Source organism: Pseudomonas sp. LS2P72 (assembly GCF_054897865.1).
The window spans coordinates 2,330,141-2,350,762 of record NZ_CM142708.1 but is presented as its reverse complement, the minus strand read 5'-3'; the positions used below and the strand labels follow the sequence as shown (position 1 = coordinate 2,350,762).

General features: G+C 59.5%; 21 protein-coding genes. 7 read left to right on the top strand and 14 right to left on the bottom strand.

From position 1 onward, the window contains the following. Positions 1-61 precede the first annotated feature (61 nt). Entirely contained in the window at positions 62-1,375 is a 1,314-nt protein-coding gene (locus tag ACYZUA_RS10905) for a PQQ-dependent sugar dehydrogenase (protein ID WP_461963092.1), read from the top strand. A gap of 118 nt (positions 1,376-1,493) precedes the next feature. On the opposite strand, the gene ACYZUA_RS10900 is transcribed toward ACYZUA_RS10905, so the two are convergent. The 6 genes from ACYZUA_RS10900 to ACYZUA_RS10875 form a co-directional block, all read right to left on the bottom strand. Beyond that, a complete protein-coding gene (locus tag ACYZUA_RS10900; RefSeq protein WP_461963091.1) occupies positions 1,494-2,147 on the bottom strand; it encodes an O-methyltransferase in 654 nt (217 codons plus the stop codon). A gap of 14 nt (positions 2,148-2,161) precedes the next feature. Then, a complete protein-coding gene (locus ACYZUA_RS10895; protein ID WP_046048021.1) occupies positions 2,162-2,698 on the bottom strand; it encodes a C40 family peptidase in 537 nt (178 codons plus the stop codon). Positions 2,699-2,862: 164 nt separating this feature from the next. After that, positions 2,863-3,510 carry a C40 family peptidase gene (locus ACYZUA_RS10890; protein ID WP_461963090.1) on the bottom strand — a complete coding sequence of 216 codons (648 nt, stop codon included), beginning with the start codon at positions 3,508-3,510 and terminating at the stop codon, positions 2,863-2,865. A gap of 214 nt (positions 3,511-3,724) precedes the next feature. Next, positions 3,725-4,429 (bottom strand): DnaA regulatory inactivator Hda, encoded by a 705-nt coding sequence (hda, locus tag ACYZUA_RS10885; RefSeq protein ID WP_008148645.1) that lies wholly within the window; start codon positions 4,427-4,429, stop codon positions 3,725-3,727. A gap of 230 nt (positions 4,430-4,659) precedes the next feature. Then, positions 4,660-5,733, bottom strand: coding sequence for an AI-2E family transporter (locus ACYZUA_RS10880; RefSeq protein ID WP_461963089.1), 1,074 nt, complete (start codon positions 5,731-5,733; stop codon positions 4,660-4,662). A 39-nt stretch (positions 5,734-5,772) separates the two neighbouring features. Then, on the bottom strand, positions 5,773-6,831 hold the full coding sequence (locus ACYZUA_RS10875) for a DUF2066 domain-containing protein (protein WP_461963088.1): 1,059 nt from the start codon (positions 6,829-6,831) through the stop codon (positions 5,773-5,775). A gap of 382 nt (positions 6,832-7,213) precedes the next feature. On the opposite strand from ACYZUA_RS10875, the gene purM reads away from it, so the two are divergent. Genes purM through ACYZUA_RS10860 form a run of 3 tightly spaced genes read left to right on the top strand, consistent with a single transcriptional unit; the run spans position 7,214 to position 9,644 of the window. Beyond that, positions 7,214-8,272: a phosphoribosylformylglycinamidine cyclo-ligase gene (gene purM / locus ACYZUA_RS10870; RefSeq protein WP_461963087.1), complete on the top strand. Its 1,059-nt coding sequence runs from the start codon at positions 7,214-7,216 to the stop codon at positions 8,270-8,272. Continuing rightward, complete coding sequence (gene purN / locus ACYZUA_RS10865) at positions 8,272-8,922, top strand: phosphoribosylglycinamide formyltransferase (protein WP_074880550.1); 651 nt, start codon at positions 8,272-8,274, stop codon at positions 8,920-8,922. The genes purM and purN overlap by 1 nt, the downstream gene beginning before the upstream one ends. A gap of 8 nt (positions 8,923-8,930) precedes the next feature. After that, positions 8,931-9,644: a DUF3108 domain-containing protein gene (locus tag ACYZUA_RS10860; RefSeq protein WP_461963085.1), complete on the top strand. Its 714-nt coding sequence runs from the start codon at positions 8,931-8,933 to the stop codon at positions 9,642-9,644. A gap of 63 nt (positions 9,645-9,707) precedes the next feature. On the opposite strand, the gene ACYZUA_RS10855 is transcribed toward ACYZUA_RS10860, so the two are convergent. From ACYZUA_RS10855 to ACYZUA_RS10845, 3 genes are all read right to left on the bottom strand, one after another. Further along, positions 9,708-10,886 carry a trans-sulfuration enzyme family protein gene (locus ACYZUA_RS10855; RefSeq protein ID WP_461963084.1) on the bottom strand — a complete coding sequence of 393 codons (1,179 nt, stop codon included), beginning with the start codon at positions 10,884-10,886 and terminating at the stop codon, positions 9,708-9,710. Then, positions 10,883-12,259 carry a pyridoxal-phosphate dependent enzyme gene (locus ACYZUA_RS10850; protein ID WP_461963083.1) on the bottom strand — a complete coding sequence of 459 codons (1,377 nt, stop codon included), beginning with the start codon at positions 12,257-12,259 and terminating at the stop codon, positions 10,883-10,885. Before ACYZUA_RS10850 ends, ACYZUA_RS10855 begins: the two co-directional genes overlap by 4 nt. Before the next feature lie 168 nt (positions 12,260-12,427). After that, positions 12,428-14,053: a methyl-accepting chemotaxis protein gene (locus tag ACYZUA_RS10845; protein WP_461963082.1), complete on the bottom strand. Its 1,626-nt coding sequence runs from the start codon at positions 14,051-14,053 to the stop codon at positions 12,428-12,430. Between the two features lie 251 nt (positions 14,054-14,304). On the opposite strand from ACYZUA_RS10845, the gene ACYZUA_RS10840 reads away from it, so the two are divergent. Together ACYZUA_RS10840 and ACYZUA_RS10835 are read left to right on the top strand one after the other, a co-directional pair. Continuing rightward, a complete protein-coding gene (locus ACYZUA_RS10840; protein ID WP_461963081.1) occupies positions 14,305-14,721 on the top strand; it encodes an OsmC family protein in 417 nt (138 codons plus the stop codon). Between the two features lie 61 nt (positions 14,722-14,782). Further along, positions 14,783-15,646 (top strand): pirin family protein, encoded by an 864-nt coding sequence (locus tag ACYZUA_RS10835; RefSeq protein ID WP_461963080.1) that lies wholly within the window; start codon positions 14,783-14,785, stop codon positions 15,644-15,646. Between the two features lie 335 nt (positions 15,647-15,981). On the opposite strand, the gene htpG is transcribed toward ACYZUA_RS10835, so the two are convergent. The 3 genes from htpG to ACYZUA_RS10820 form a co-directional block, all read right to left on the bottom strand. Then, positions 15,982-17,886 (bottom strand): molecular chaperone HtpG, encoded by a 1,905-nt coding sequence (gene htpG, locus ACYZUA_RS10830; RefSeq protein WP_056744671.1) that lies wholly within the window; start codon positions 17,884-17,886, stop codon positions 15,982-15,984. A gap of 81 nt (positions 17,887-17,967) precedes the next feature. Next, complete coding sequence (locus ACYZUA_RS10825) at positions 17,968-18,420, bottom strand: PaaI family thioesterase (protein WP_046048032.1); 453 nt, start codon at positions 18,418-18,420, stop codon at positions 17,968-17,970. Next, the gene (locus ACYZUA_RS10820; RefSeq protein ID WP_283183616.1) at positions 18,417-18,893 is read right to left on the bottom strand and encodes a PaaI family thioesterase; all 477 of its coding nucleotides are present in this window, start codon (positions 18,891-18,893) and stop codon (positions 18,417-18,419) included. The genes ACYZUA_RS10825 and ACYZUA_RS10820 overlap by 4 nt, the downstream gene beginning before the upstream one ends. Positions 18,894-19,048: 155 nt before the next feature. On the opposite strand from ACYZUA_RS10820, the gene ACYZUA_RS10815 reads away from it, so the two are divergent. Then, positions 19,049-19,282: a hypothetical protein gene (locus ACYZUA_RS10815; RefSeq protein WP_283183615.1), complete on the top strand. Its 234-nt coding sequence runs from the start codon at positions 19,049-19,051 to the stop codon at positions 19,280-19,282. A gap of 78 nt (positions 19,283-19,360) precedes the next feature. On the opposite strand, the gene ACYZUA_RS10810 is transcribed toward ACYZUA_RS10815, so the two are convergent. Together ACYZUA_RS10810 and ACYZUA_RS10805 are read right to left on the bottom strand one after the other, a co-directional pair. After that, on the bottom strand, positions 19,361-19,762 hold the full coding sequence (locus ACYZUA_RS10810) for an MAPEG family protein (RefSeq protein ID WP_283183614.1): 402 nt from the start codon (positions 19,760-19,762) through the stop codon (positions 19,361-19,363). After that, positions 19,762-20,499: a DUF599 domain-containing protein gene (locus ACYZUA_RS10805; protein ID WP_461963079.1), complete on the bottom strand. Its 738-nt coding sequence runs from the start codon at positions 20,497-20,499 to the stop codon at positions 19,762-19,764. The genes ACYZUA_RS10810 and ACYZUA_RS10805 overlap by 1 nt, the downstream gene beginning before the upstream one ends. Positions 20,500-20,622 lie beyond the last annotated feature (123 nt).

Below are 20,622 nucleotides of genomic sequence, written 5' to 3'. Positions count from 1 at the left end.
AACCATCGCGCATCTGCGCTTCTCTATTGATCAGGTCAATGCATTCATAGGGAAGATCAGCATGCGCAAGCCCCAGCTCGTCCTCGTCATCGCGCTCGCCGGAGGACTTGCCGCCTGTGGTGAAACCGCCAGGCTGCAAGTCACCGACGGCTACGGCCCGTCACCCAAGCTGCCAGAACCGAACAAAACCCTGATCCCGACAGTGAACATCGCCCCGGCGATCGGCTGGCCGGACGGCGCGAAACCGATCGCCGCGACAGGGACTCAGGTGGCGGCTTTTGCCGAAGGTCTCGATCACCCGCGTTGGCTCTACGTGCTGCCCAACGGCGACGTGCTGGTCGCCGAAACCAACGCACCACCCAAACCCGATGACGGCAAAGGCATTCGCGGCTGGGTCATGGGCAAAGTCATGGGCCGCGCCGGTGCCGGCGTACCGAGCCCGAACCGCATCACGCTGCTGCGGGACAAGGACCACGACGGCATCGCCGAAACCCGCACGGTGTTCCTGGAAAACCTCAACTCACCCTTCGGCATGACCTTGGTCGGCAATGACCTGTACGTCGCCGACACGGACCGCCTGCTGCGCTTCCACTATGAAAACGGCGAGACGGCGATCAAGTCACAACCGATGAAGGTGATCGACCTGCCGGGCGGAACGCTGAATCACCACTGGACCAAAAACGTCATCGCCAGCAAGGACGGCAGCAAGCTGTACGTCACAGTGGGCTCCAACAGCAACGTGGCCGAAAACGGCATGGACATGGAAGAAGGTCGCGCAGCGATCTGGGAAGTGGATCGCGCCACCGGCAACCATCGCATCTTCGCCTCGGGGATTCGTAACCCGAACGGCCTGGCCTGGGAACCGCGGAGCGGCGCACTGTGGACGGCGGTCAACGAGCGTGACGAGATCGGCAGTGATCTGGTGCCGGACTACATCACGTCAGTGAAGGACGGCGGGTTTTACGGCTGGCCTTACAGTTATTACGGCCAGCACGTCGACATCCGCGTCGAACCGCAAAACCCCGACCTGGTGGCCAAGGCCATCGCGCCGGACTACGCGGTCGGCCCGCATACCGCATCGTTGGGCCTGACGTTCGCTGAAGGCAACAGACTGCCGGCGCAATTCAAGGAAGGCGCATTCATCGGCCAGCATGGCTCATGGAACCGTAAACCGCACAGTGGCTACAAAGTGATTTTCGTACCGTTCAGCGCAGGGAAACCGATCGGACAGCCGATTGATGTGCTCACCGGTTTCCTCAACAACGAGGAAAAAGCCATGGGCCGGCCGGTGGGCGTGGTGATTGATCAGCAGGGTGATTTGTTGGTGGCGGATGACGTGGGCAACAAGGTGTGGCGCGTGTCGGCGGCTCAATAACTGCAATACACATCAACTGTGGGAGCGAGCCTGCTCGCGATGAGGCCGGCACATTCGACATTGAATTTGCCTGACCCACCGCTTTTCGCGAGCAGGCTCGCTCCCACAAGGACCGCATTTAGCGCTTGCGACAGAGCGTCAACCCATCACCCAACGGCAACAACGACAGATCCACACGCGAGTCATCCTTCAAGGCGCGATTAAGCGCCTGGATGGCTCGGGTGTCTTCGCTCTCGGGATTGGTCTCAAGCACCCGTCCGCTCCACAGCGTGTTATCAAACACCGCCAGCCCGCCGACGCGCAGCAGACGCAATGCGTGCTCCAGATAGCGTGGGTAGTTGGCTTTATCGGCATCGATGAAGATCAGGTCGAATGGCGCTTGCTGATCCAGCTGAGCCAGGGTTTCCAGCGCGGGCGCCAGACGCAGATCGATCCGCCCGGCAAGCCCCGCCTCCTGCCAGTAACGGCGCGCGGTGGCGTTGTAGTCGCCGGGTATGTCACAGCAGATCAGCAAACCGTCATCCGGCAATGCAGCCGCCATGCACAAGGCGCTGTAACCGGTAAAGGTGCCCACTTCCAGCAGACGCTTGGCGCCGGTGAGCTTCACCAACAGCGCGAGGAACTGACCTTGCTCGGGCGCCACCTGCCAGCGAGCCATGGGCAGCGCCTGGGTTTCGTCACGTAAACGCTTGAGCAACGGCGTTTCGCGCAGGGAAACGTCGAGCAGGTATTGATACAGGGAATCGTCGAGATTGAGTGTGCGGGCGGTCATGACAACCTCGCGAACTATGGGTTATGCGCCAGGTGCTCAGGTTGCAAAACGCGCTTGGCGCTCAGATAGGCTTTCTGCCAGTAAGCTTTGGACAAGCTGTCGAGCTTCACCGTGCCGCCGGTGGCCGGCGCATGGACGAAGCGACCTTCGCCGACGTAGATCCCGGCGTGACTGACCTGAGAACCGCCATTGGTGGCGAAGAAGATCAGGTCACCGGTTTGCAGACCTTCCTTGCCCACACTGGCCGCCTGCATGCTGATCATCTCGCGCGTTGTACGCGGCAAAGAAATGCCGGCGACGTCACGGTAGACATAACCGATCAGTCCGCTGCAATCGAAACCCGAATCCGGCGTGTTGCCACCCCAGCGATACGGCGTGCCCACCAGGCCGAGTGCGCGGAACAAGACGTCTTCTGCTTCAGGGGAGAAGGCTTGGGAGGAACCGAAAACAATGGGTGCGCGAACCACCGGCGCAGGGGGTGGTGTACGGCTGGCGCAGGCGCTGAGCAGCGCTGCGAAGAACATGATTGCGAGGCGGGCCGACGTCGACATATGCAGAGCATCCTGATCTGGCTGCGGCTTTTTCTGCAGGGGGCGCAGAAAAGAAAACCGCCTGCGCAGGACGCAGGCGGTTTGCCATCAATAATGATCAGGATTCTAGCGGCTATGCGGCAAACTTCAAGTAAGACTTTAAGTTCACCTTACAAAAAGTCCGCTTACTTGCGTGCCGTGACGATCGCCGGGGACGCAGTCGGTGCCATCGCGAGTGCGCGCTTGGCTTCGATGAAGGTTTTGCTCCAGTAGCTGTCGCCCAGGCTATCGATCCGGACACCACCGCTTTTACGGCTGCTGGAATGGATAAACTGGTTGTCACCAAGGTAGATACCGGCGTGACTGACACGGCCGCGACGGCCATTGGTGGCGAAAAACAACAAGTCGCCCGGCTCCAGTTTGCTGCGAGAAACCAGCGGAGCGTCGACGTTGATCATTTCGCGAGTGGAACGTGGCAGGTTCATGCCGGCTTCTTCACGAAACAGGTAACCGATGAAGCCGCTGCAATCAAAGCCAGCTTCGGAGGTGCCGCCGAAACGGTAACGGGTACCGATCAGGGACATGCCGCGTTCGAGGATGCTGTCAGCCAGAACCGGAAGCTGGTACGACTTGCCGTCGGCGAAGTCTGCCAGCTCTTTTTCGGTGGCTGCTTCTTCCTGAAAAAGAGCTTGCTGATAAGCGGAAGATTGGGCGGTAGCAGAATTTTTAACCTGCTGTTGTTGCTCTTGCTGGGACACTGGAGAGTGAGCAGCGCAACCGAACAACAGGGTGACGAGTGCGAGGGGCACGAGGGGTGCAAAGCGATTTAGCATGGGCACGACCGTGGCTGATAGGTGTAAAGAAGGCGAGACTATGCCAACTATCAACCTCATTTGCAAATTCAATCGACCTTGATGTGACTTATCGGTTTCTCGTTTACATCTAAGCGCTTAAGCCCGTTTTAGACGTTCGCGCAGCCTGCAACCCTGTAGGAAAGCGGATTTCCTGGCGCCTGAAATATGCCGGAACCCGCTACAGGCCTTGGCGTTACCAGCCCAGGGTTTCTTTTAGGAAGGGAATCGTCAGCTTGCGCTGAGCTTGAAGGGAAGCCTGATCGAGACGCTCAAGCAGCTCGAAAAGTGCACTCATGCTGCGCGTACCGCGGGTCAAAATAAAATGCCCGACTTCATCGGTCAGGTGCAATCCACGACGAGATGCGCGCAGTTGCAAGGCCCGCAATTTGTCTTCGTCGGAGAGCGGACGCATCTGAAAGATCAAGGCCAACGTCAGACGGGATTTGAGGTCCGCCAGCTTCACCGGCAGCTCACGCGGGGATGTCGACGCGGCAATCAGCAGGCGTCGACCGCTGTCACGCAGACGGTTGAACAGATGGAACAGCGCCTCTTCCCAATCCGCCCGACCGGCCACCGCCTGCAAATCATCCAGGCAGACCAGTTCGTACTGTTCGAGGTTGTCGAGGATGGCGATGCCGCGATCAAGCAGTTCGGCCAACGGCAAATACACCGCCGGCTCCCCCAGTTGCTCGAAGCGCAGACAGGCCGCCTGCAGCAAGTGCGTACGCCCTACCCCGTCCTTGCCCCAGAGATAAATCAGGCTTTCGGTCCAGCCGGCGTCGGCTTCGCAGAGCCGCTCGACATAGCCGAGTGCAGCGGCATTGGCGCCTGGATAGTAATTGATAAAGGTAGCGTCATCGCGCAGACGCACACCTAGGGGCAGCTGAATCGGTTTCATGCTGACTGAACAGTTCCAAAGGAACCGTTAGTGGCCTCTGTGTAAAGTTTGCGAAGTTTATACCCGTGAGGCGGGTCGCACAATGCGACAGACCACAAGCAAAATCAAAGGTTTGCGTTAACGCCCTGGTTTTATGACAGTTTCTTTGGCGGCGCATGTGACCGCCGCACGAGGGATCCGGGTCAGCCTGGCATGGAACCAGGCTGCCCGCGATGCTTGATCAGGCCCTCTTAAATCTCGGGCTCATCAACACCGCTGTACATACCCGAATCTTTATACAAATCATGCACATGCCGCACCAGCACCATGATCACCGCCGCCACCGGCAGCGCCAGCAGCACGCCGGTAAAACCAAACAGCTCGCCCCCTGCCAGAATCGCGAAAATCACCGCCACCGGGTGCAGACCGATCTTGTCCCCCACCAACAATGGCGTCAGCACCATGCCTTCCAGCGCCTGCCCCACCATGAACACCGCGACGATACCGAACATGGGATACAGATCGCCGCCGAACTGGAACAGCCCGGCAATCAAGGCCGCGCCGATCCCGATGACAAACCCCATGTACGGCACGATCGCCGCCAGACCTGCAATCAACCCGATCAACAGCCCCAGTTCCAGCCCTATCAACATCAGGCCCGCCGCGTAAATCACGCCCAGCGCCACCATCACCAGCAACTGCCCGCGCACGAATGCACCCAGCACTTCATGGCATTCACCCGCCAGGGTCATAACACGCTCTTCGCGGTCACGGGGCAGCAGGTTGCGGATCTTGGCCATCATCAGGTCCCAGTCCCGCAGCAAATAGAAGACCACCACCGGGATCAGCACCAGATTCGCCAGCAAGCCAATCAATGCGAGGCCGGAGGCCGTTGCCTGACTCAGCACAACACCGACAATGTCAGTGGTTTGGCCCATGTGCTCACTGATCGCAGCCTTGAGCTTGTCGAACTTCCAGAAATTATCCGACAGTCCAAATTTCGATTGCGCCCACGGCAGTGCGGTGTGCTGCAACCAGTCGAGCATCTGCGGCGTCAGTTCGTACAAACGAAACAACTGCTTGGCGAGCATCGGTATCAACACCAGCAGCAGGGTCGTGAAGATCAGGGTGAACAGTGCAAACACCGCCACCACGCCCCAGGTTCGAGACAGGCCGGCCTTTTCCAGCCGATCCACCAATGGGTCGAACAGATAAGCCAACAGCAACGCCACCAGAAACGGCGTCAGGATCGGATGCAACAACCAGACAAACACGCAGAGCAGAACCACCCCACCCAACCAGAACCAACGCCGCGTATCGGCCATGTACCACTCCACCTGCATCTATATAAAGAAAGAAAACCGTTACCAACGGAATCGCAACTGCGGCACAGGTGCCGGAGTCGGCGCTACAACCGGTGCCGAACCTTCGGCCGGCTGAGCCGGTGCGACTGGCGCCGGCGCTTCACCGGCCGGAACCTCCTGCAACCTGGCCAGTGACAATTGCGCCTTCAACTGTTCGGCGCTGCCATTGACCCGATAGAGAATCCGGTCGCCGTCGACACTTTGCAGGCGCGCACCAAACGGCTCCAGCAAACGCCCAAGCGCCGCGTAGTGCTCCAGATTCATGCCTTGTACTTCGAGCAACTGTTCGCCCGAAGCACCCGGCTTGACGACAAAGCGAGGCGCCAGCCGCTGACTGACCGCCAGCATCACTGCATCGGCCGCCGCGGCCTGATCCGCACCCTGCACGCTGCCCGCCTCCTTCTTGTCGCCGAGCCACAACTGCCACTTGGCCTGCCACTGCCCACCCTCTTCACGGGCATGCACCGCGAGCAAGGCGTCAGCGTTGTAACGCTCCGATACACCGCGCAGTGGCGTCGCGTCCGTACCTTGCAGATTCGGTGCCGTGGCGACAATCTGCTCACTCAGATCAGCCAGCGGCAAGCGCAGCGGCAAACCACGGTGTTGCGCTGCTCGACGCAGCGGTGCAGCACTGGCCTGGCCATCGCCGACCAGACTCGAACCCTCAGAGGAGTCGTTCAACCACCAGCCGAGGATCGAAGGCCGGTTCGCCCCCCACAACGACAGCCCGGCACGGCGCAACGCTTGCTCGGTGGAGGCTGGGTCGAAATCGACCTTCAGCACTTCCGGCGGGCCAGCGTCAAACCCGTACTGACTGATGATTTGCTGCGGGTCCTTGCGCAGTGCCGCCAACCCCGGGCTTTGCGCAGCCTTGGGATCGCCGGTCAGACGCAACACCAGCGTATCCAGCGCTTGCTGGGTCGCTTGTTCGCGCACTTCCGGGGATTGACCACTGACAGGCTGACGCACCTGATACAGGTTTTTGACGGTTTCGGCATGACTCGCCAGGCTGACCACTGACAAACAGCCCGCAAACAAAAATCTGGAAAAAAAGCGCATGGAGGATTCCTGACGACAAGAGCGGCTGGAACAGGCCGCGTGAACCGGATTGAGCAAGGCTGTGACCACGCCCCCCAGCAAAACATTCACCCGACCCCGGCAAGTTTTTGCACTGTCCTAACGATAGACGGTTAATAGGGATACCTTATACAGCCATGAAGGAGGCGACCAACACGGGCAATGAAGGTTTTTTTAAGCTGATATGCCCCTGCCGTCGGCCTGAGGATGGCCGCTGCCCCTCAAGCCTGATAAAATCGCGCGCCTTCGCAGACCGGCAACAGCCGGGCACCCTGAAATTCGCGGATGGCAATCGCCTTCGTCAGTTTCGGTGGTCCCACTGGACTCGGTCGTTACCCCTGAATCCCCCCTAAAGGCCTGGATCATGAGCAAGCAACCCTCCCTGAGCTACAAGGACGCCGGTGTAGACATCGACGCCGGTGAAGCATTGGTCGAACGCATCAAGAGCGTCGCCAAGCGCACTGCGCGCCCGGAAGTCATGGGCGGCCTGGGCGGTTTTGGCGCCCTCTGCGAAATCCCGGCCGGCTACAAACAGCCAGTGCTGGTTTCCGGTACCGACGGCGTCGGCACCAAGCTGCGCCTGGCACTGAACCTGAACAAACACGACAGCATCGGCATCGACCTGGTTGCCATGTGCGTGAACGACCTGGTGGTCTGTGGCGCCGAGCCGCTGTTCTTCCTCGACTACTACGCTACCGGCAAACTCAACGTCGAAACCGCGACCCAGGTCGTGACCGGCATTGGCGCTGGCTGTGAATTGTCCGGTTGCTCCCTGGTTGGCGGCGAAACCGCTGAAATGCCAGGCATGTACGAAGGCGAAGACTACGACCTGGCCGGCTTCTGCGTCGGCGTCGTGGAAAAATCCGAAATCATCGACGGCTCCAAAGTCGCTGCCGGCGATGCCCTGCTCGCCCTGCCGTCTTCCGGCCCGCACTCCAACGGCTACTCGCTGATCCGCAAGATCATCGAAGTGTCCGGTGCCGACATCGAAAACATCCAGCTCGACGGCAAACCGCTGACCGACCTGCTGATGGCCCCGACCCGTATCTACGTGAAGCCGCTGCTCAAGCTGATCAAGGAAACCGGCGCCGTCAAAGCCATGGCCCACATCACCGGTGGTGGCCTGCTGGACAACATCCCGCGCGTTCTGCCAAAAGGCGCACAAGCCGTGGTTGACGTTGCGAGCTGGACCCGTCCTGCCGTGTTCGACTGGCTGCAAGAGAAAGGCAACGTTGACGAAAACGAAATGCACCGCGTGCTGAACTGCGGCGTGGGCATGGTCATCTGCGTCGCTCAAGAGCACGTCGAAACCGCGCTGAACGTGCTGCGCGAAGCCGGCGAGCAGCCTTGGGTCATCGGTCAGATCGCCACCGCTGCCGAAGGCGCGGCTCAGGTCGACCTGAAGAACCTCAAGGCTCATTGATGTCCCAGACCTGTGATGTGGTGGTGCTGTTGTCCGGCACCGGCAGTAACTTGCAGGCCTTGATCGACAGCACGCGGACCGGCGACAGCCCGGCCCGCATCGCTGCGGTGATTTCCAACCGCGCCGACGCTTACGGCCTGCAACGCGCCAGGGACGCGGGTATCGACACCCGCACCCTGGATCACAAGGCTTTCGAAGGCCGCGAGGCCTTCGATGCCGCGCTGATCGAACTGATCGACGCGTTCAACCCCAAACTCGTGGTACTGGCCGGCTTCATGCGCATTCTCAGCGCTGATTTCGTGCGCCACTACGCGGGTCGCCTGCTCAACATCCATCCCTCGCTGCTACCCAAATACAAAGGGTTACACACGCATCAGCGCGCGCTGGAAGCCGGCGATACCGAACACGGCTGCTCCGTGCACTTCGTCACCGAGGAACTCGATGGCGGACCACTGGTCGTACAGGCAGTAATACCGGTAGAGTTGCACGATTCGCCGCAGAGTCTGGCGCAGCGAGTTCATACCCAGGAACACCTGATCTACCCGTTGGCTGTACGCTGGTTTGCCGAAGGTCGTTTATCACTCGGCGAGCAAGGTGCTTTACTGGATGGAAAGTTACTCGCGGCCAGCGGCCACTTGATTCGAACCTAGGAGATTTTATGCGTCGCGCCCTGCTCTTCGCTTGCGCTCTGCTCGCACTGCCTTTTGCGCAGGCTGCAGAACTTCAACCTTTCTCCGCCAGCTACACCGCTGACTGGAAGCAGTTGCCCATGAGCGGCACCGCTGAACGCAGCCTGACCAAGCAAGCCAACGGCGCCTGGAAGCTCAGCTTCAAGGCCTCGATGATGATCGCCAGCCTGACCGAAGAAAGCATCCTGACGCTGGACAAGGACACGCTGCTGCCACAGTCCTACCACTTCGAACGTGGCGGCCTGGGTAAAGCCAAGAAGGCTGACCTGGATTTCGACTGGACCAACAAAATTGTCACCGGCACCGATCGCGGTGACCCGGTCAAGATCCCGCTCAACCGCGGCATGGTCGACAAATCCACTTATCAGCTGGCCCTGCAGCACGACGTGGCCGCTGGCAAGAAAAGCATGAGCTATCAAGTCGTCGACGATGGTGAAGTCGATACCTATGATTTCCGCGTGCTGGGTTCGGAAAAGGTCGACACCAAGGCTGGCCAGATCGAAGCAATCAAGGTCGAGCGCGTGCGCGACCCGACACAAAGCAAGCGCATCACCGTCCTGTGGTTCGCCAAGGATTGGGATTACCTGCTGGTTCGCCTGCAACAGGTTGAAACCGACGGCAAGGAGTACAACATCATGCTCCTCGACGGTACGGTCAACGGCAAGGCTGTCAAAGGCAGCTGATCCGGCTCTACACAAAAATCCGGAATCCGCTAAGGGTTCCGGATTTTTTTTGCCTGCTGAAATTCAGATCCGCGCCAGCGCCTGTGCCAGGTCGGCGCGCAGGTCTTCGACATCTTCGACCCCCACGGACAACCGCACCAACGCATCGCCGATGCCGAGTTGCGCACGAGTATCCGCGGGGATGGTGGCGTGGGTCATGATCGCCGGGTGCTCGATCAGGCTTTCCACCCCGCCCAGGCTTTCGGCCAAGGCAAAGATCCGCACACTCTCGAGGAAACGCGTGGCACCGGCCAGGTCGCTGTTCAGGTCGAGGGAAATCATCCCGCCGAAACCGCGCATCTGCCGCTGCGCCAGGTCGTGCTGCGGGTGCGACGGCAGGCCCGGATAATAGACGCGCGCCACCTGCGGCTGACGCTCCAGCCATTGCGCCAGGTCCAGCGCGTTATTGCAGTGGCGTTCCATGCGCAGCGCCAGGGTCTTGACGCCGCGCAGGGTGAGGAAAGCGTCGAACGGCCCGGCGATCGCGCCTACCGCGTTCTGCAGGAAACCCAGACGCTCCGCCAGATCCACGTTTTGTCCGACCACCGCGATGCCGCCGATCACGTCGGAGTGCCCGTTCAGGTACTTGGTGGTCGAGTGCAGCACGATGTCGAAGCCCTGCTCCAGCGGACGCTGTATCCATGGGCTGGCAAAGGTGTTGTCGGCCACACAGATGATGCCTCGCTGGCGGCAGATGCGCGCAATGGCAACGAGGTCAGTGAGGCGCAGCAAAGGATTGCTCGGCGTCTCGACCATCACCATCCGCGTATCGTCCTGCAGCGCCGCTTCGAAGGCCGACAAATCAGTCAGGTCGACGAAGCTGAAGCGATGCCCGGCGCTGCGCCGACGCACTTTGTCGAACAGGCGAAAAGTACCGCCGTACAGGTCGTTGCCGGAGACGATGTGCGAATCAGCATCGAGCAATTCAAGAACGGTGGAAATCGTCGCCAGCCCGGACGCGAACGCGAACGCCTGGGTGCCGCCTTCGAGGTCCGCAACGCAACGTTCCAGCGCAAAGCGCGTCGGGTTGTGCGAGCGCCCGTAGTCGAAGCCTTTGTGCACTCCGGGACTCTGCTGCAAATAGGTGGAGTTGGCATAAATCGGCGGCATCAGCGCCCCCGTGGAAGGGTCGGGCGTTTGCCCGGCATGGATCACACGGGTGGCGAAGGCACGTGGCACTGCGTTTTCATCGTGTTGACTCATGTAAGGGATCTCCGTAAATGGTTGAGCATGTCGACTCGAGTAATCAAGCCGTGGAAGCCCGAAGCGTCGGCGATGATCGCCACCAGCCCACGGTCGAGCTCCGCGCGCAGTTCAGCCAGACTGGCGCCTGGAGGCAGGGTTTGCAGCTGATCGGTCATCGCGCTGGCCACGCTCATGCGAAAGTGCGAAGCATCTTCCTGCATGCCCAGCAGAATGTCGGACTCGTCGATCACGCCGACCAGCCGCTGCCCGCCCTCCAGCACCGGCAGTTGCGACACATCCGCCAGACGCATGCGCTGGAACGCGGTGAGTAGCGTATCGTCCGGGCCTACGCTGATCACCCGGCCATCCTCGAAGCGCCGCGAGATCAGGTCGCGCAAATCGCCGTAATGTTTGTACTGCAGCAGGCCCTGATCGTTCATCCACTGGTCGTTGTAGACCTTCGACAGGTAGCGCGTGCCGGTGTCGCAGACGAAGCTGACGACCCGCTTCGGCTCGGTCTGCTCGCGGCAGTAACGCAGCGCTGCCGCCAGCAGTGTGCCGGTCGAAGAGCCGCCGAGTATGCCTTCGGCGCGCAGCAGTTGGCGGGCATGATCGAAGCTTTCCTCGTCGCTGATCGAGTAGGCGTGGCGCACGCTGGACAGGTCGGCAATCGACGGAATGAAGTCCTCGCCGATGCCTTCCACCGCCCAGGAGCCTGGCGTGCTCATGGTGCCGCTGCGGCTGTATTCGGCCATCACCGAGCCGACCGGGTCGGCCAGCACCATGACCAGGTCCGGTTGCACGCGGCGAAAGAAACGAGTCAGCCCGGTCAGCGTACCGGCCGAGCCAACGCCGACGACGATGGCGTCCAGGTCATGCTGAGTCTGCGCCCAGATTTCCGGCGCGGTGCTGCATTCGTGGGCCAGCGGATTGGCCGGGTTGTTGAATTGATCGGCGAAGAAGGCGTCAGGAATTTCCTGCGCCAGCCGCGCCGCAACGTCCTGGTAGTAATCGGGATGGCCCTTGCCGACGTCGGAGCGAGTGATGTGCACCTCGGCGCCCATAGCCTTGAGGTGCAAAACCTTCTCGGTGGACATCTTGTCCGGCACCACCAACACCACGCGGTAGCCCTTGGCACGGCCGACCAGCGCCAGGCCAAGGCCGGTGTTGCCGGCGGTGGCTTCGACGATGGTGCCGCCGGGACGCAGGCTGCCGTCGCGCTCGGCGGCGTCGATCATCGCCAGGCCGATGCGATCCTTGATCGAACCGCCGGGGTTCTGCGATTCGAGCTTGAGGAACAGCGTGCACGGGCCGGTATCGAAACGGCTGACGCGCACCAACGGCGTATTGCCGATCAGTTCGAGTACGGCGGGTCGGGAGTCGGTGGGCATGTCGTCACCTCGCTACAGAAATCAGCACTGGATGGACAGCAACCGACGGCGAGTCATCGCGCGCCAGTCGCGGCAAAGTATCGCTTGGACCATAGGCCGGGATGGCGCCACCCGCAACCTCGCACAGCCAGCCGGTAGCGTCGCCGGACCGACAAAGCCGCTCGGCGTTCAGACCGAGAACCGCGCCACCATCGTATTCAGATCGGCCGCCAACCGAGACAGCTCCTGGCTCGCGGCACTGGTTTGATTCGCCCCGGCCGACGCCTGCAACGCCAGATCGCGAATGTTCATCAGGTTGCGATCCACCTCGCGCGCAACAGCCGCTTGTTCCTCAGAAGCACTGGCGATCACCAGGTTGCGCTCATTGATCAAGGTAAACGCCGTGGCGATTTCCTCCAGCGCCGTGCCGGCGGCTTTCGCCACTTCCAGGGTCGAACGCGCGCGCGTGTTGCTCTGCTGCATCGAACTGACCGCAGCATCGGTGCCTTTCTGGATGCCGGAGATCATCTGCTCGATTTCGTGGGTCGATTGCTGAGTCCGGTGCGCCAGCGCTCGCACTTCATCGGCCACCACCGCAAACCCGCGCCCGGCACTCCCGGCCCGCGCCGCTTCGATGGCCGCGTTCAGGGCCAGCAAGTTCGTCTGTTCGGCAATCGAGCGAATCACATCCAGGACTTTGCTGATGCCATAAACTTTCTCCGCCAGGTCCTCGACCTGGGTCGCATTGGCCGTGACATCGTCGGCCAGGGATTCGATAGACAACACGGTCTGATGCACCTGCTCGCGACCGTGCTGGGCGATCCGGTCGGATTCCCGAGACGCTTCGGACGTGGCCACTGCGTTGCTCGCCACCTCCTCCACCGCCGCGGTCATCTGATTCACCGCCGTGGCGGCCTGGTCGATTTCCAGGCTCTGCTGATGCAGGCCCCGAGTGGCCTCTTCGGTCACACAACTGAGTTCTTCCGAGGCCGAGGCCAATTGGCTGGATGAGTCGGAAATACGCCGCAGAGTTTCGCGCAAACTCCCCTGCATGCTCTTGAGCGCGTGCAACAGCCGCGCCGGCTCGTCCTTGCCGCTGATGCTGATGTCACCGGTCAGATCGCCGCCAGCCACCCCTTCAGCCACCTTCAACGATTGGGAAAGCGGCACGACGATGCTGCGGGTCAGCAGCAGCGCCAGGCCGATGGTCATCACCGCCGTCAGGCCGATCATCACCCAGACCCAGACCCGCGAATGGCTGAACACCTGGCGCCCCGCCTCCGTCGCCAGGTTAGCGTTGTGCTTGTTCAGTTCGACCAATGCCTTGAGGGTAGCGGCGATTTCATCGGCCAACGGACTCATCTCGCCATTGAGGATGGCGGCCGCCTCATCCACCCGTCCCTGGGCCGAGAGCGTCATCACCTGAGTCTGGAACTGCAGGTAGTGCTGCTCCGAGGCTTTGAAGCGGTCGAACAGCACACGTTCTTCGGGCAGCACGATCAGCGCGTCATAACGCTGCTGAGGCTCACCCAGATTGCCTTTGAGTTCGTTGAGTTTGCTGACGTTTTGCGCCAGCGCCTGCGGGTCGCGATTGATCAGCAGGCGCATGGTCAACGCCCGCAGCCGCAGCATGTCCTGATTCATCTCCCCGACCGCCATTACGCTGGGCAGCCAGTTGTCATCGACCTGATCGGACTGCGCGCGCATGTTCGACATTTGCAGCAGCGCGAACGCCCCCAATCCAAACACCATCAACGCCAGCAGGCCGAAACCCAGGCCCGCACGCGGCGCAATATTGAGATTTCTGATACTCATTGCTCTGGTTCCTTCCAAAAGCGCTGCATCAACCCTGCAGCGGGTTGCCTTAGAAGGTATCGGCCCTGAGAGATTTTGCGTAAGACGAAAAAGTGATATCAAAACGCCTTACTACTTCGATCGTCGGGCGGTAACGATTCAGCGCTCGGGAATGGGCGCGCAAGAAAGTGGAACGCGTAACAGGAGGAGTGCTCTATACCTTCAAGGTCTTTTTTGATCGAATGACTTTCCTGTTACCTGCGAGGTTTCCCATGACTGTCACCGTCAACACCGTCTCCACCGAAGGTTTTCGTCACAGCGTACAGATCGATGACCATGAACTCTTTGCCGACGTACCGACACTCGCCGGCGGCGAAGGCTCGGCGCCCGAGCCACACGATTACTTCGACGCGGCCCTGGGTGCCTGCAAGGCCCTGACCCTGAAGATGTACGCGAAGAAGAAAAATATCCCGCTGACCGGTATCACGGTCGAAGTCAAACGCGACAACAGCGAAGAGCAGAAAGGTAAATATGCCCTGCACGTCAAACTGACACTCAAAGGTGTGCTCACCGACACCCAGCGCGATGAGCTGCACCGCGTGGCCGACCGTTGCCCGGTCCACAAGTTGATGACCACCACCGACGTCAGCATCGAAACGCACCTGTCTGAAGGTGCCTTCAGCCAATAGCGGCAAGGGCTGCGCAAGCGGGTTATGCTCCACGCATTACCCGCTCAGCCTGGAATGCAGCATGAACACTCCGCTCGTGATCCGTCCCCGCGCCGAAGATGTCGAAGGCCAACCCATTCTTCGCCCGCTGCCGTCAGCCAAATGCCGCAGCGTCGGGCCTTTCGTGTTTTTCGACCACATGCTCGAAACCCGCTATGAGGCGGGAAAAGGCATGAACATCCGTCAGCATCCGCACATTGGTCTGTCGACCCTCACGTACTTGTTCGAAGGAAAAATCCAGCACAAAGACAGCCTCGGCTCTGATCAAGTGGTGGAGGCCGGTGATGTCAGCTGGATGACGGCGGGCAGCGCGATTGCCCACGTCGAGCGCACGCCTGAGGCGTTGAAGGACATCGGCTTCACGATGCACGGTTTGCAGATTTGGCTGGCTTCACCAAAAGATAAAGAGCACGGCCCCGGACACTACAGTCACCATCCGGCGGCCACGCTGCCGGTCAGCGATAACCTGGGAGTGAAGATCCGGATGATTGCCGGGTCAGGCTTTTGCCTGGAATCACCGGTCCCGGTGCTTTCTCCTACGCTATATGCCGAATTGAACCTGCAAACGGCGACCACCTTGCTGATTCCCACCGAGCATGAAGAGCGGGCGTTGTATGTGCTGGACGGCGAGGTGCAACTGGATGGCGAGTTGATAGAACCGCATTCGCTGGTGGTGTTGCCGGTCGGGGAAGAGATGACGCTGTTCGCTGAGAGCGACTGTCATGCCGTGCTGTTTGGCGGAGCGCCGCTGGATGGACCGCGACGGATCAACTGGAACTTTGTGGCGAGCGATCCGGCGTTGATCGATGAAGCGCGGCGGCGTTGGGCGGCCGGGGATTGGCCGACGGTGCCTGGGGAAAGTGAGCGGATTGAGTTGCCGCGGTAGATAGCGTCGGGGTTAAGAGTTATGGCTGGCTGAAAAATCACCCCTCACCCCAGCCCTCCCGAAACGTCGGACCGCCCCAATGGGGAGAGGAGGAAAGGGAGCAGATCGGGGGCCTTTCAAACCTGAGTTCGACCCAATCTTTCAGGTCGAAATATTTCAAACATCCCCATAGGTCAGCCCCCTCTCCCTCCGGGAGAGGGTTAGGGTGAGGGGCTTTTTGCTTTTAGCCGTCGGATGCACCTGACAGAACGAACAGTGATCTGGCTCATGACTCACTCCAGTAAAAGACACCAGAAATAAAAAAACCCGCCGAAGCGGGTTTTTGTACAACGCAGTTAAACCGACAGTTCAACCAGCAGCTTGTTGAGACGGCGCACGTAGGCGGCCGGGTCTTTCAAGCTGTCGCCGGCGGCCAGCGCCGCCTGATCGAAGAGGATGTGCGACAGGTCGCCGAAGCGTTCGTCGCTCTGCTCGTTGTCGAGCTTCTCGATCAGCGGGTGAGCCGGGTTGAATTCGAAGATCGGCTTCGACTCAGGAACCTTCTGACCGCTGGCTTCGAGGATCTGACGCATCTGCATGCCCAGGTCCTGCTCGCCGATGGCCAGAATCGCCGGGGAATCGGTCAGACGATGGGAAACCCGCACTTCAGCAACGGAGTCGCCCAGTGCAGTTTTCAGACGCTCGACCAGGCCTTCTTTGGACTTGGCGACTTCTTCCGCGGCTTTCTTGTCCTCTTCCGAGTCCAGGTTGCCCAGGTCCAAGTCACCGCGCGCCACGTCGACGAAGCTCTTGCCGTCGAAGTCGCTGAGGTAGCTCATCAGCCACTCGTCGATACGGTCGGTCAGCAGCAGCACTTCGATGCCTTTCTTGCGGAAGACTTCGAGGTGCGGACTGTCTTTAACCGCTTCGAACTTCTCGCCGGTCAGGTAATAAATCTTGTCCTGACCTTCCTTGGCGCGAGCCAGGTATTCGGCCAGACCCACCACTTGTTCACCTTCTTTACCGTTGGTCGATGCGAAACGCAGCAGGCCAGCGATTTTTTCTTTGTTGGCGAAGTCTTCTGCCGGGCCTTCTTTCATGACCTGGCCAAAGTTTTTCCAGAAGCTCTTGTATTGCTCAGGCTCGTTCTTCGCCAGCTTTTCCAGCATGTCGAGAACGCGCTTGGTCAGCGCCGACTTCATGGAATCGATGATCGGATCTTTCTGCAGGATTTCCCGCGACACGTTCAGCGACAGGTCGTTGGAATCGACCACACCTTTGATGAAGCGCAGGTACAGCGGCAGGAACGACTCCGCCTGATCCATCACAAACACGCGCTGCACGTACAGCTTCAGGCCTTTCGGCGCTTCACGCTGGTACAGATCGAACGGAGCACGGGCCGGCACGTAAAGCAGCGAGCTGTATTCGAGCTTGCCTTCGACCTTGTTGTGGCTCCAGCTCAGCGGGTTCTCGAAGTCGTGAGCGACGTGCTTGTAGAACTCCTGGTATTCCTCGTCTTTCACTTCAGTACGAGGGCGGGTCCACAGGGCGCTGGCGCGGTTGACGGTTTCCCACTCAACGGCCGGTTGCTCTTCGCCTTCAACGGCGGCCACTTCTTTCGGCAACTCGATCGGCAGAGCGATGTGGTCGGAGTACTTCTTGATGATGTTGCGCAGACGCCAGCCATCGGCGAATTCGTCTTCACCGGATTTCAGGTGCAGGACGATACGGGTGCCGCGCTCGGCTTTATCAACGGTGGCAACTTCAAAATCGCCTTCACCCTTGGACGACCAGTGCACGCCTTCGCTGGCAGCAGCACCGGCACGACGGCTGAACACGTCGACTTTATCGGCGACGATGAATGCAGAGTAGAAACCCACACCGAATTGACCGATCAGGTGCGAGTCTTTTTTCTGATCGCCGGAGAGATGTTTCATGAAGTCGGCAGTGCCGGATTTGGCGATGGTACCCAAGTGGGTGATCGCATCTTCACGGCTCATGCCGATGCCGTTGTCTTCGAGGGTGACGGTTTTAGCGTCCTTGTCGAAGCTCACACGGATTTTCAGTTCGGCGCCACCTTCCAGCAACTCAGGCTTGGACAGGGCTTCGAAACGTAATTTGTCGACAGCGTCAGAGGCGTTCGAGATCAATTCGCGAAGGAAAATTTCCTTGTTGGAATACAGCGAATGGATCATGAGGTGCAGCAGCTGCTTCACCTCGGTCTGGAAGCCCAGGGTTTCCTTTTGAGTTTCCACACTCATGGTCATCAAACTCCAATCAGATGGCAGTGGCCGCGACCTGAAGGGTCGGCGGCGGGTTGTCATCAAAGTTGGGGGCTGAGTTCAGGATTTCAAGGGCTCTTCAATTTTGAAATGAGCGCGGGCTGTGGCAATCGGTTCGGCTTCAGTGCTTTGCCAGGCCGTAATCGCAACGTTGGCCACCCGGCGGCCCTGCCGGCACACCTGGCATCTGGCCCAGGTGTCGCGAAACTGCCCGGCGCGCAGATAGTCGAGGGAGAAATCGATAATCTTCGGCACACCCGGCGAACCGGTGAAAATCAGCAGGTGCAGCGCTGCGGACAGTTCCATGAACCCGGCAATCACGCCACCATGAATCGCCGGCAATAAAGGGTTACCAATGTTGTCCTTGTTGGCCGGCAGCCGAAACAGCAGGTCATCCCCCACCCGCGAACATTCGACGCCGATCAGTTTGGCGTAAGGGATCAGGTGCAACAGCGAGGCGTAGTCGCCCTGCTCATGTGCCTGCTGAAGTTGTTCCTTGAAGGAATCGGTCATTTCGCACCTCCGGCGATGACGCCGCCAAAACCTTTGGTGCCCTTGATGGCTTTGCCCATGCGCATGAAGGTGCCCACCACGTGGGCGATGGGCTGCTCGGGGTCGTCCTGATAGGCGAAACCGCGAGCAAAGATCACATCTGTGGTCACCCGGTAGCACTGGGCAAAACCGTAGACATCTTTATGCGGCTCGGCGGCGTGCATGTAGTCGATGCGCAGGTCGAGTGTCGGGCAAACTTCGAACTCGGGCAGCACGCAGAGGGTGGACATGCCGCAGGCCGTATCCATCAGCGAGGTCAGCGCCCCGCCATGAATCACGCCGGTTTGCGGGTTGCCAACAATTTGAGGACTGTACGGCAGGATGACCGTTAGTCCATCAGCGCTGGCGCTGTGAACCCGCAGCCCAAGTACCTGACAATGTCGCAGCGCCGATAGAAATCGTGTAGCGCGCTCAAAAACGGGGTTTTCGGCCATTTTTATAAAACTCTTTTTAGTGTTCAGGCAACGCACTAGGCGTTTTTAGTGGTCCCGTCGAAATATTCTTATATATCTGTATGAACTGAGGAACTTAACGCTATGGGCTGTGCTCTTAAGGCCAAGTAGATATTTTCCATAAGGAGAAACACCCCATGCGTAAGACTTTAGCTGTTGCCTTGATGTTGACCGCTTCCCTCGGTCTCGCAGCCTGCGATAAAAAATCCGAGGACAAAGCTCAAGATGCTGCCAAACATGCTGAGCAAGCTCAGCAAGACATGAGCAAAGCTCAGGATAAAGTGAACGACGCTGCGAAAGAAAACGCCGAAGCCGCCAAAGCTCAGGCTGAATCGGATGCAGCAGCAGCAAAAGAAGCACCTAAAAACTAAAACGGTTTTTAGCGTGATAAAGAAAACCCGCCAAGTGCGGGTTTTCTTTTGCCTATTTTTTTGTTTGCAACGCAGGCGTTACAGCAAAATAGTTTTAAAAGTCGGACTAATCATCAGCAGCAACGAACACACTAGCCCGACGAACCATACCAGGCTCCGCTGCCAGGCCAGATCAACCCAATAGCACAGCAAATAAATGATTCGCGTAATCACGAAGATGATTGCCAGCAAGTCGATCAGCCACCCCGCCGTCTGCGTGGTGTGAGCCATCAACACCCCCACCGCGAACAGAATGAACGCCTCAAAACAGTTTTGATGAGCCGCCAACGCACGAGCACCAAAGCCTGTCAGTTGCGCCTGTTGCTGACGTGGCAAGTGGTTGTCGTAACCACCCTGGTCATTCATCGCCTTGGCCACGGGAATTTTTGCCACAAAAATCAGCAAGGCACTGATAAACACACACCAGAACGGAATACTCATCAAACAGCCTCTTTAATCGCCTCGGGCAATGGCGCCTCTGTAGGTGTATAGACCATCACGTCGAGAACGTCGGAATGAAACTCCCGGCGATACAACACCAGCACCACGCCGGCACTCATCAACATGAACAACCACGGGCTGACGAACCAGGCCAGCATGGTCATGCCGAAGTAGTAGGAGCGCAGTCCGAAGTTGAACTGGTTGGCGGCCAGGGAAATGACGCGGGCCGCCCGGGCAGCAAAGGCTTTGCGCTCTTGTTCGGAAACGTGACGCTCACCGACCATAGGCGCCGAGCCCACCAGAATGGCCGCAAAGTTGTATTGACGCATGCACCAGCTGAACGTAAAGAACGCATAGACAAACACCAGCGCCAGGCACAGCAACTTGATTTCCGACATCCCCTGGGATGCCTGTTGCACCATCGGGATATCCGCCAACAACGACACCGCCCGTTCGGAGGCTCCGAGCACCGTGAGAATGCCCGCCAGGATAATCAGTGTGCTGGAGGCGAAGAACGAGGCGTTGCGCTCCAGGTTTCCGATCACGCTGGCGTCAGCGATGCGGTTGTCGCGCAACAGCATGCGGCGCATCCAGTCTTCGCGATAAAGGTGCAGCACGCTGGCCAGGCACGCGGTGTCGCGGCCCTTCCACGTCGCATAACGGGTGTAACCGCCCCAGCAGATGGCGAACCAGAGCGCGGCGAGGATGTGGATCATGTTGGCGTGGATGAACGACATGCAGGTCCTTGTGATGTAGATGCGGAGTACATAATTCCTGTGGGAGCGAGCCTGCTCGCGATGACGGATTTACATTCAACACATATGTTGACTGATCTACCGCTATCGCGAGCAGGCTCGCTC

Coding starts and splice junctions, on each gene's coding strand:
- ACYZUA_RS10840 (WP_461963081.1), top strand. CDS start 14,305: ATGACTGTCACCGTCAACACCGTCTCCACCGAAGGTTTTCGTCACAGC.
- ACYZUA_RS10895 (WP_046048021.1), bottom strand. CDS start 2,698: ATGTCGACGTCGGCCCGCCTCGCAATCATGTTCTTCGCAGCGCTGCTC.
- ACYZUA_RS10845 (WP_461963082.1), bottom strand. CDS start 14,053: ATGAGTATCAGAAATCTCAATATTGCGCCGCGTGCGGGCCTGGGTTTC.
- hda (WP_008148645.1), bottom strand. CDS start 4,429: ATGAAACCGATTCAGCTGCCCCTAGGTGTGCGTCTGCGCGATGACGCT.
- purM (WP_461963087.1), top strand. CDS start 7,214: ATGAGCAAGCAACCCTCCCTGAGCTACAAGGACGCCGGTGTAGACATC.
- ACYZUA_RS10905 (WP_461963092.1), top strand. CDS start 62: ATGCGCAAGCCCCAGCTCGTCCTCGTCATCGCGCTCGCCGGAGGACTT.
- htpG (WP_056744671.1), bottom strand. CDS start 17,886: ATGAGTGTGGAAACTCAAAAGGAAACCCTGGGCTTCCAGACCGAGGTG.
- ACYZUA_RS10815 (WP_283183615.1), top strand. CDS start 19,049: ATGCGTAAGACTTTAGCTGTTGCCTTGATGTTGACCGCTTCCCTCGGT.
- ACYZUA_RS10880 (WP_461963089.1), bottom strand. CDS start 5,733: ATGGCCGATACGCGGCGTTGGTTCTGGTTGGGTGGGGTGGTTCTGCTC.
- ACYZUA_RS10825 (WP_046048032.1), bottom strand. CDS start 18,420: ATGACCGATTCCTTCAAGGAACAACTTCAGCAGGCACATGAGCAGGGC.
- ACYZUA_RS10810 (WP_283183614.1), bottom strand. CDS start 19,762: ATGAGTATTCCGTTCTGGTGTGTGTTTATCAGTGCCTTGCTGATTTTT.
- ACYZUA_RS10835 (WP_461963080.1), top strand. CDS start 14,783: ATGAACACTCCGCTCGTGATCCGTCCCCGCGCCGAAGATGTCGAAGGC.
- ACYZUA_RS10860 (WP_461963085.1), top strand. CDS start 8,931: ATGCGTCGCGCCCTGCTCTTCGCTTGCGCTCTGCTCGCACTGCCTTTT.
- ACYZUA_RS10820 (WP_283183616.1), bottom strand. CDS start 18,893: ATGGCCGAAAACCCCGTTTTTGAGCGCGCTACACGATTTCTATCGGCG.
- ACYZUA_RS10805 (WP_461963079.1), bottom strand. CDS start 20,499: ATGTCGTTCATCCACGCCAACATGATCCACATCCTCGCCGCGCTCTGG.
- ACYZUA_RS10875 (WP_461963088.1), bottom strand. CDS start 6,831: ATGCGCTTTTTTTCCAGATTTTTGTTTGCGGGCTGTTTGTCAGTGGTC.
- purN (WP_074880550.1), top strand. CDS start 8,272: ATGTCCCAGACCTGTGATGTGGTGGTGCTGTTGTCCGGCACCGGCAGT.
- ACYZUA_RS10855 (WP_461963084.1), bottom strand. CDS start 10,886: ATGAGTCAACACGATGAAAACGCAGTGCCACGTGCCTTCGCCACCCGT.
- ACYZUA_RS10850 (WP_461963083.1), bottom strand. CDS start 12,259: ATGCCCACCGACTCCCGACCCGCCGTACTCGAACTGATCGGCAATACG.
- ACYZUA_RS10890 (WP_461963090.1), bottom strand. CDS start 3,510: ATGCTAAATCGCTTTGCACCCCTCGTGCCCCTCGCACTCGTCACCCTG.
- ACYZUA_RS10900 (WP_461963091.1), bottom strand. CDS start 2,147: ATGACCGCCCGCACACTCAATCTCGACGATTCCCTGTATCAATACCTG.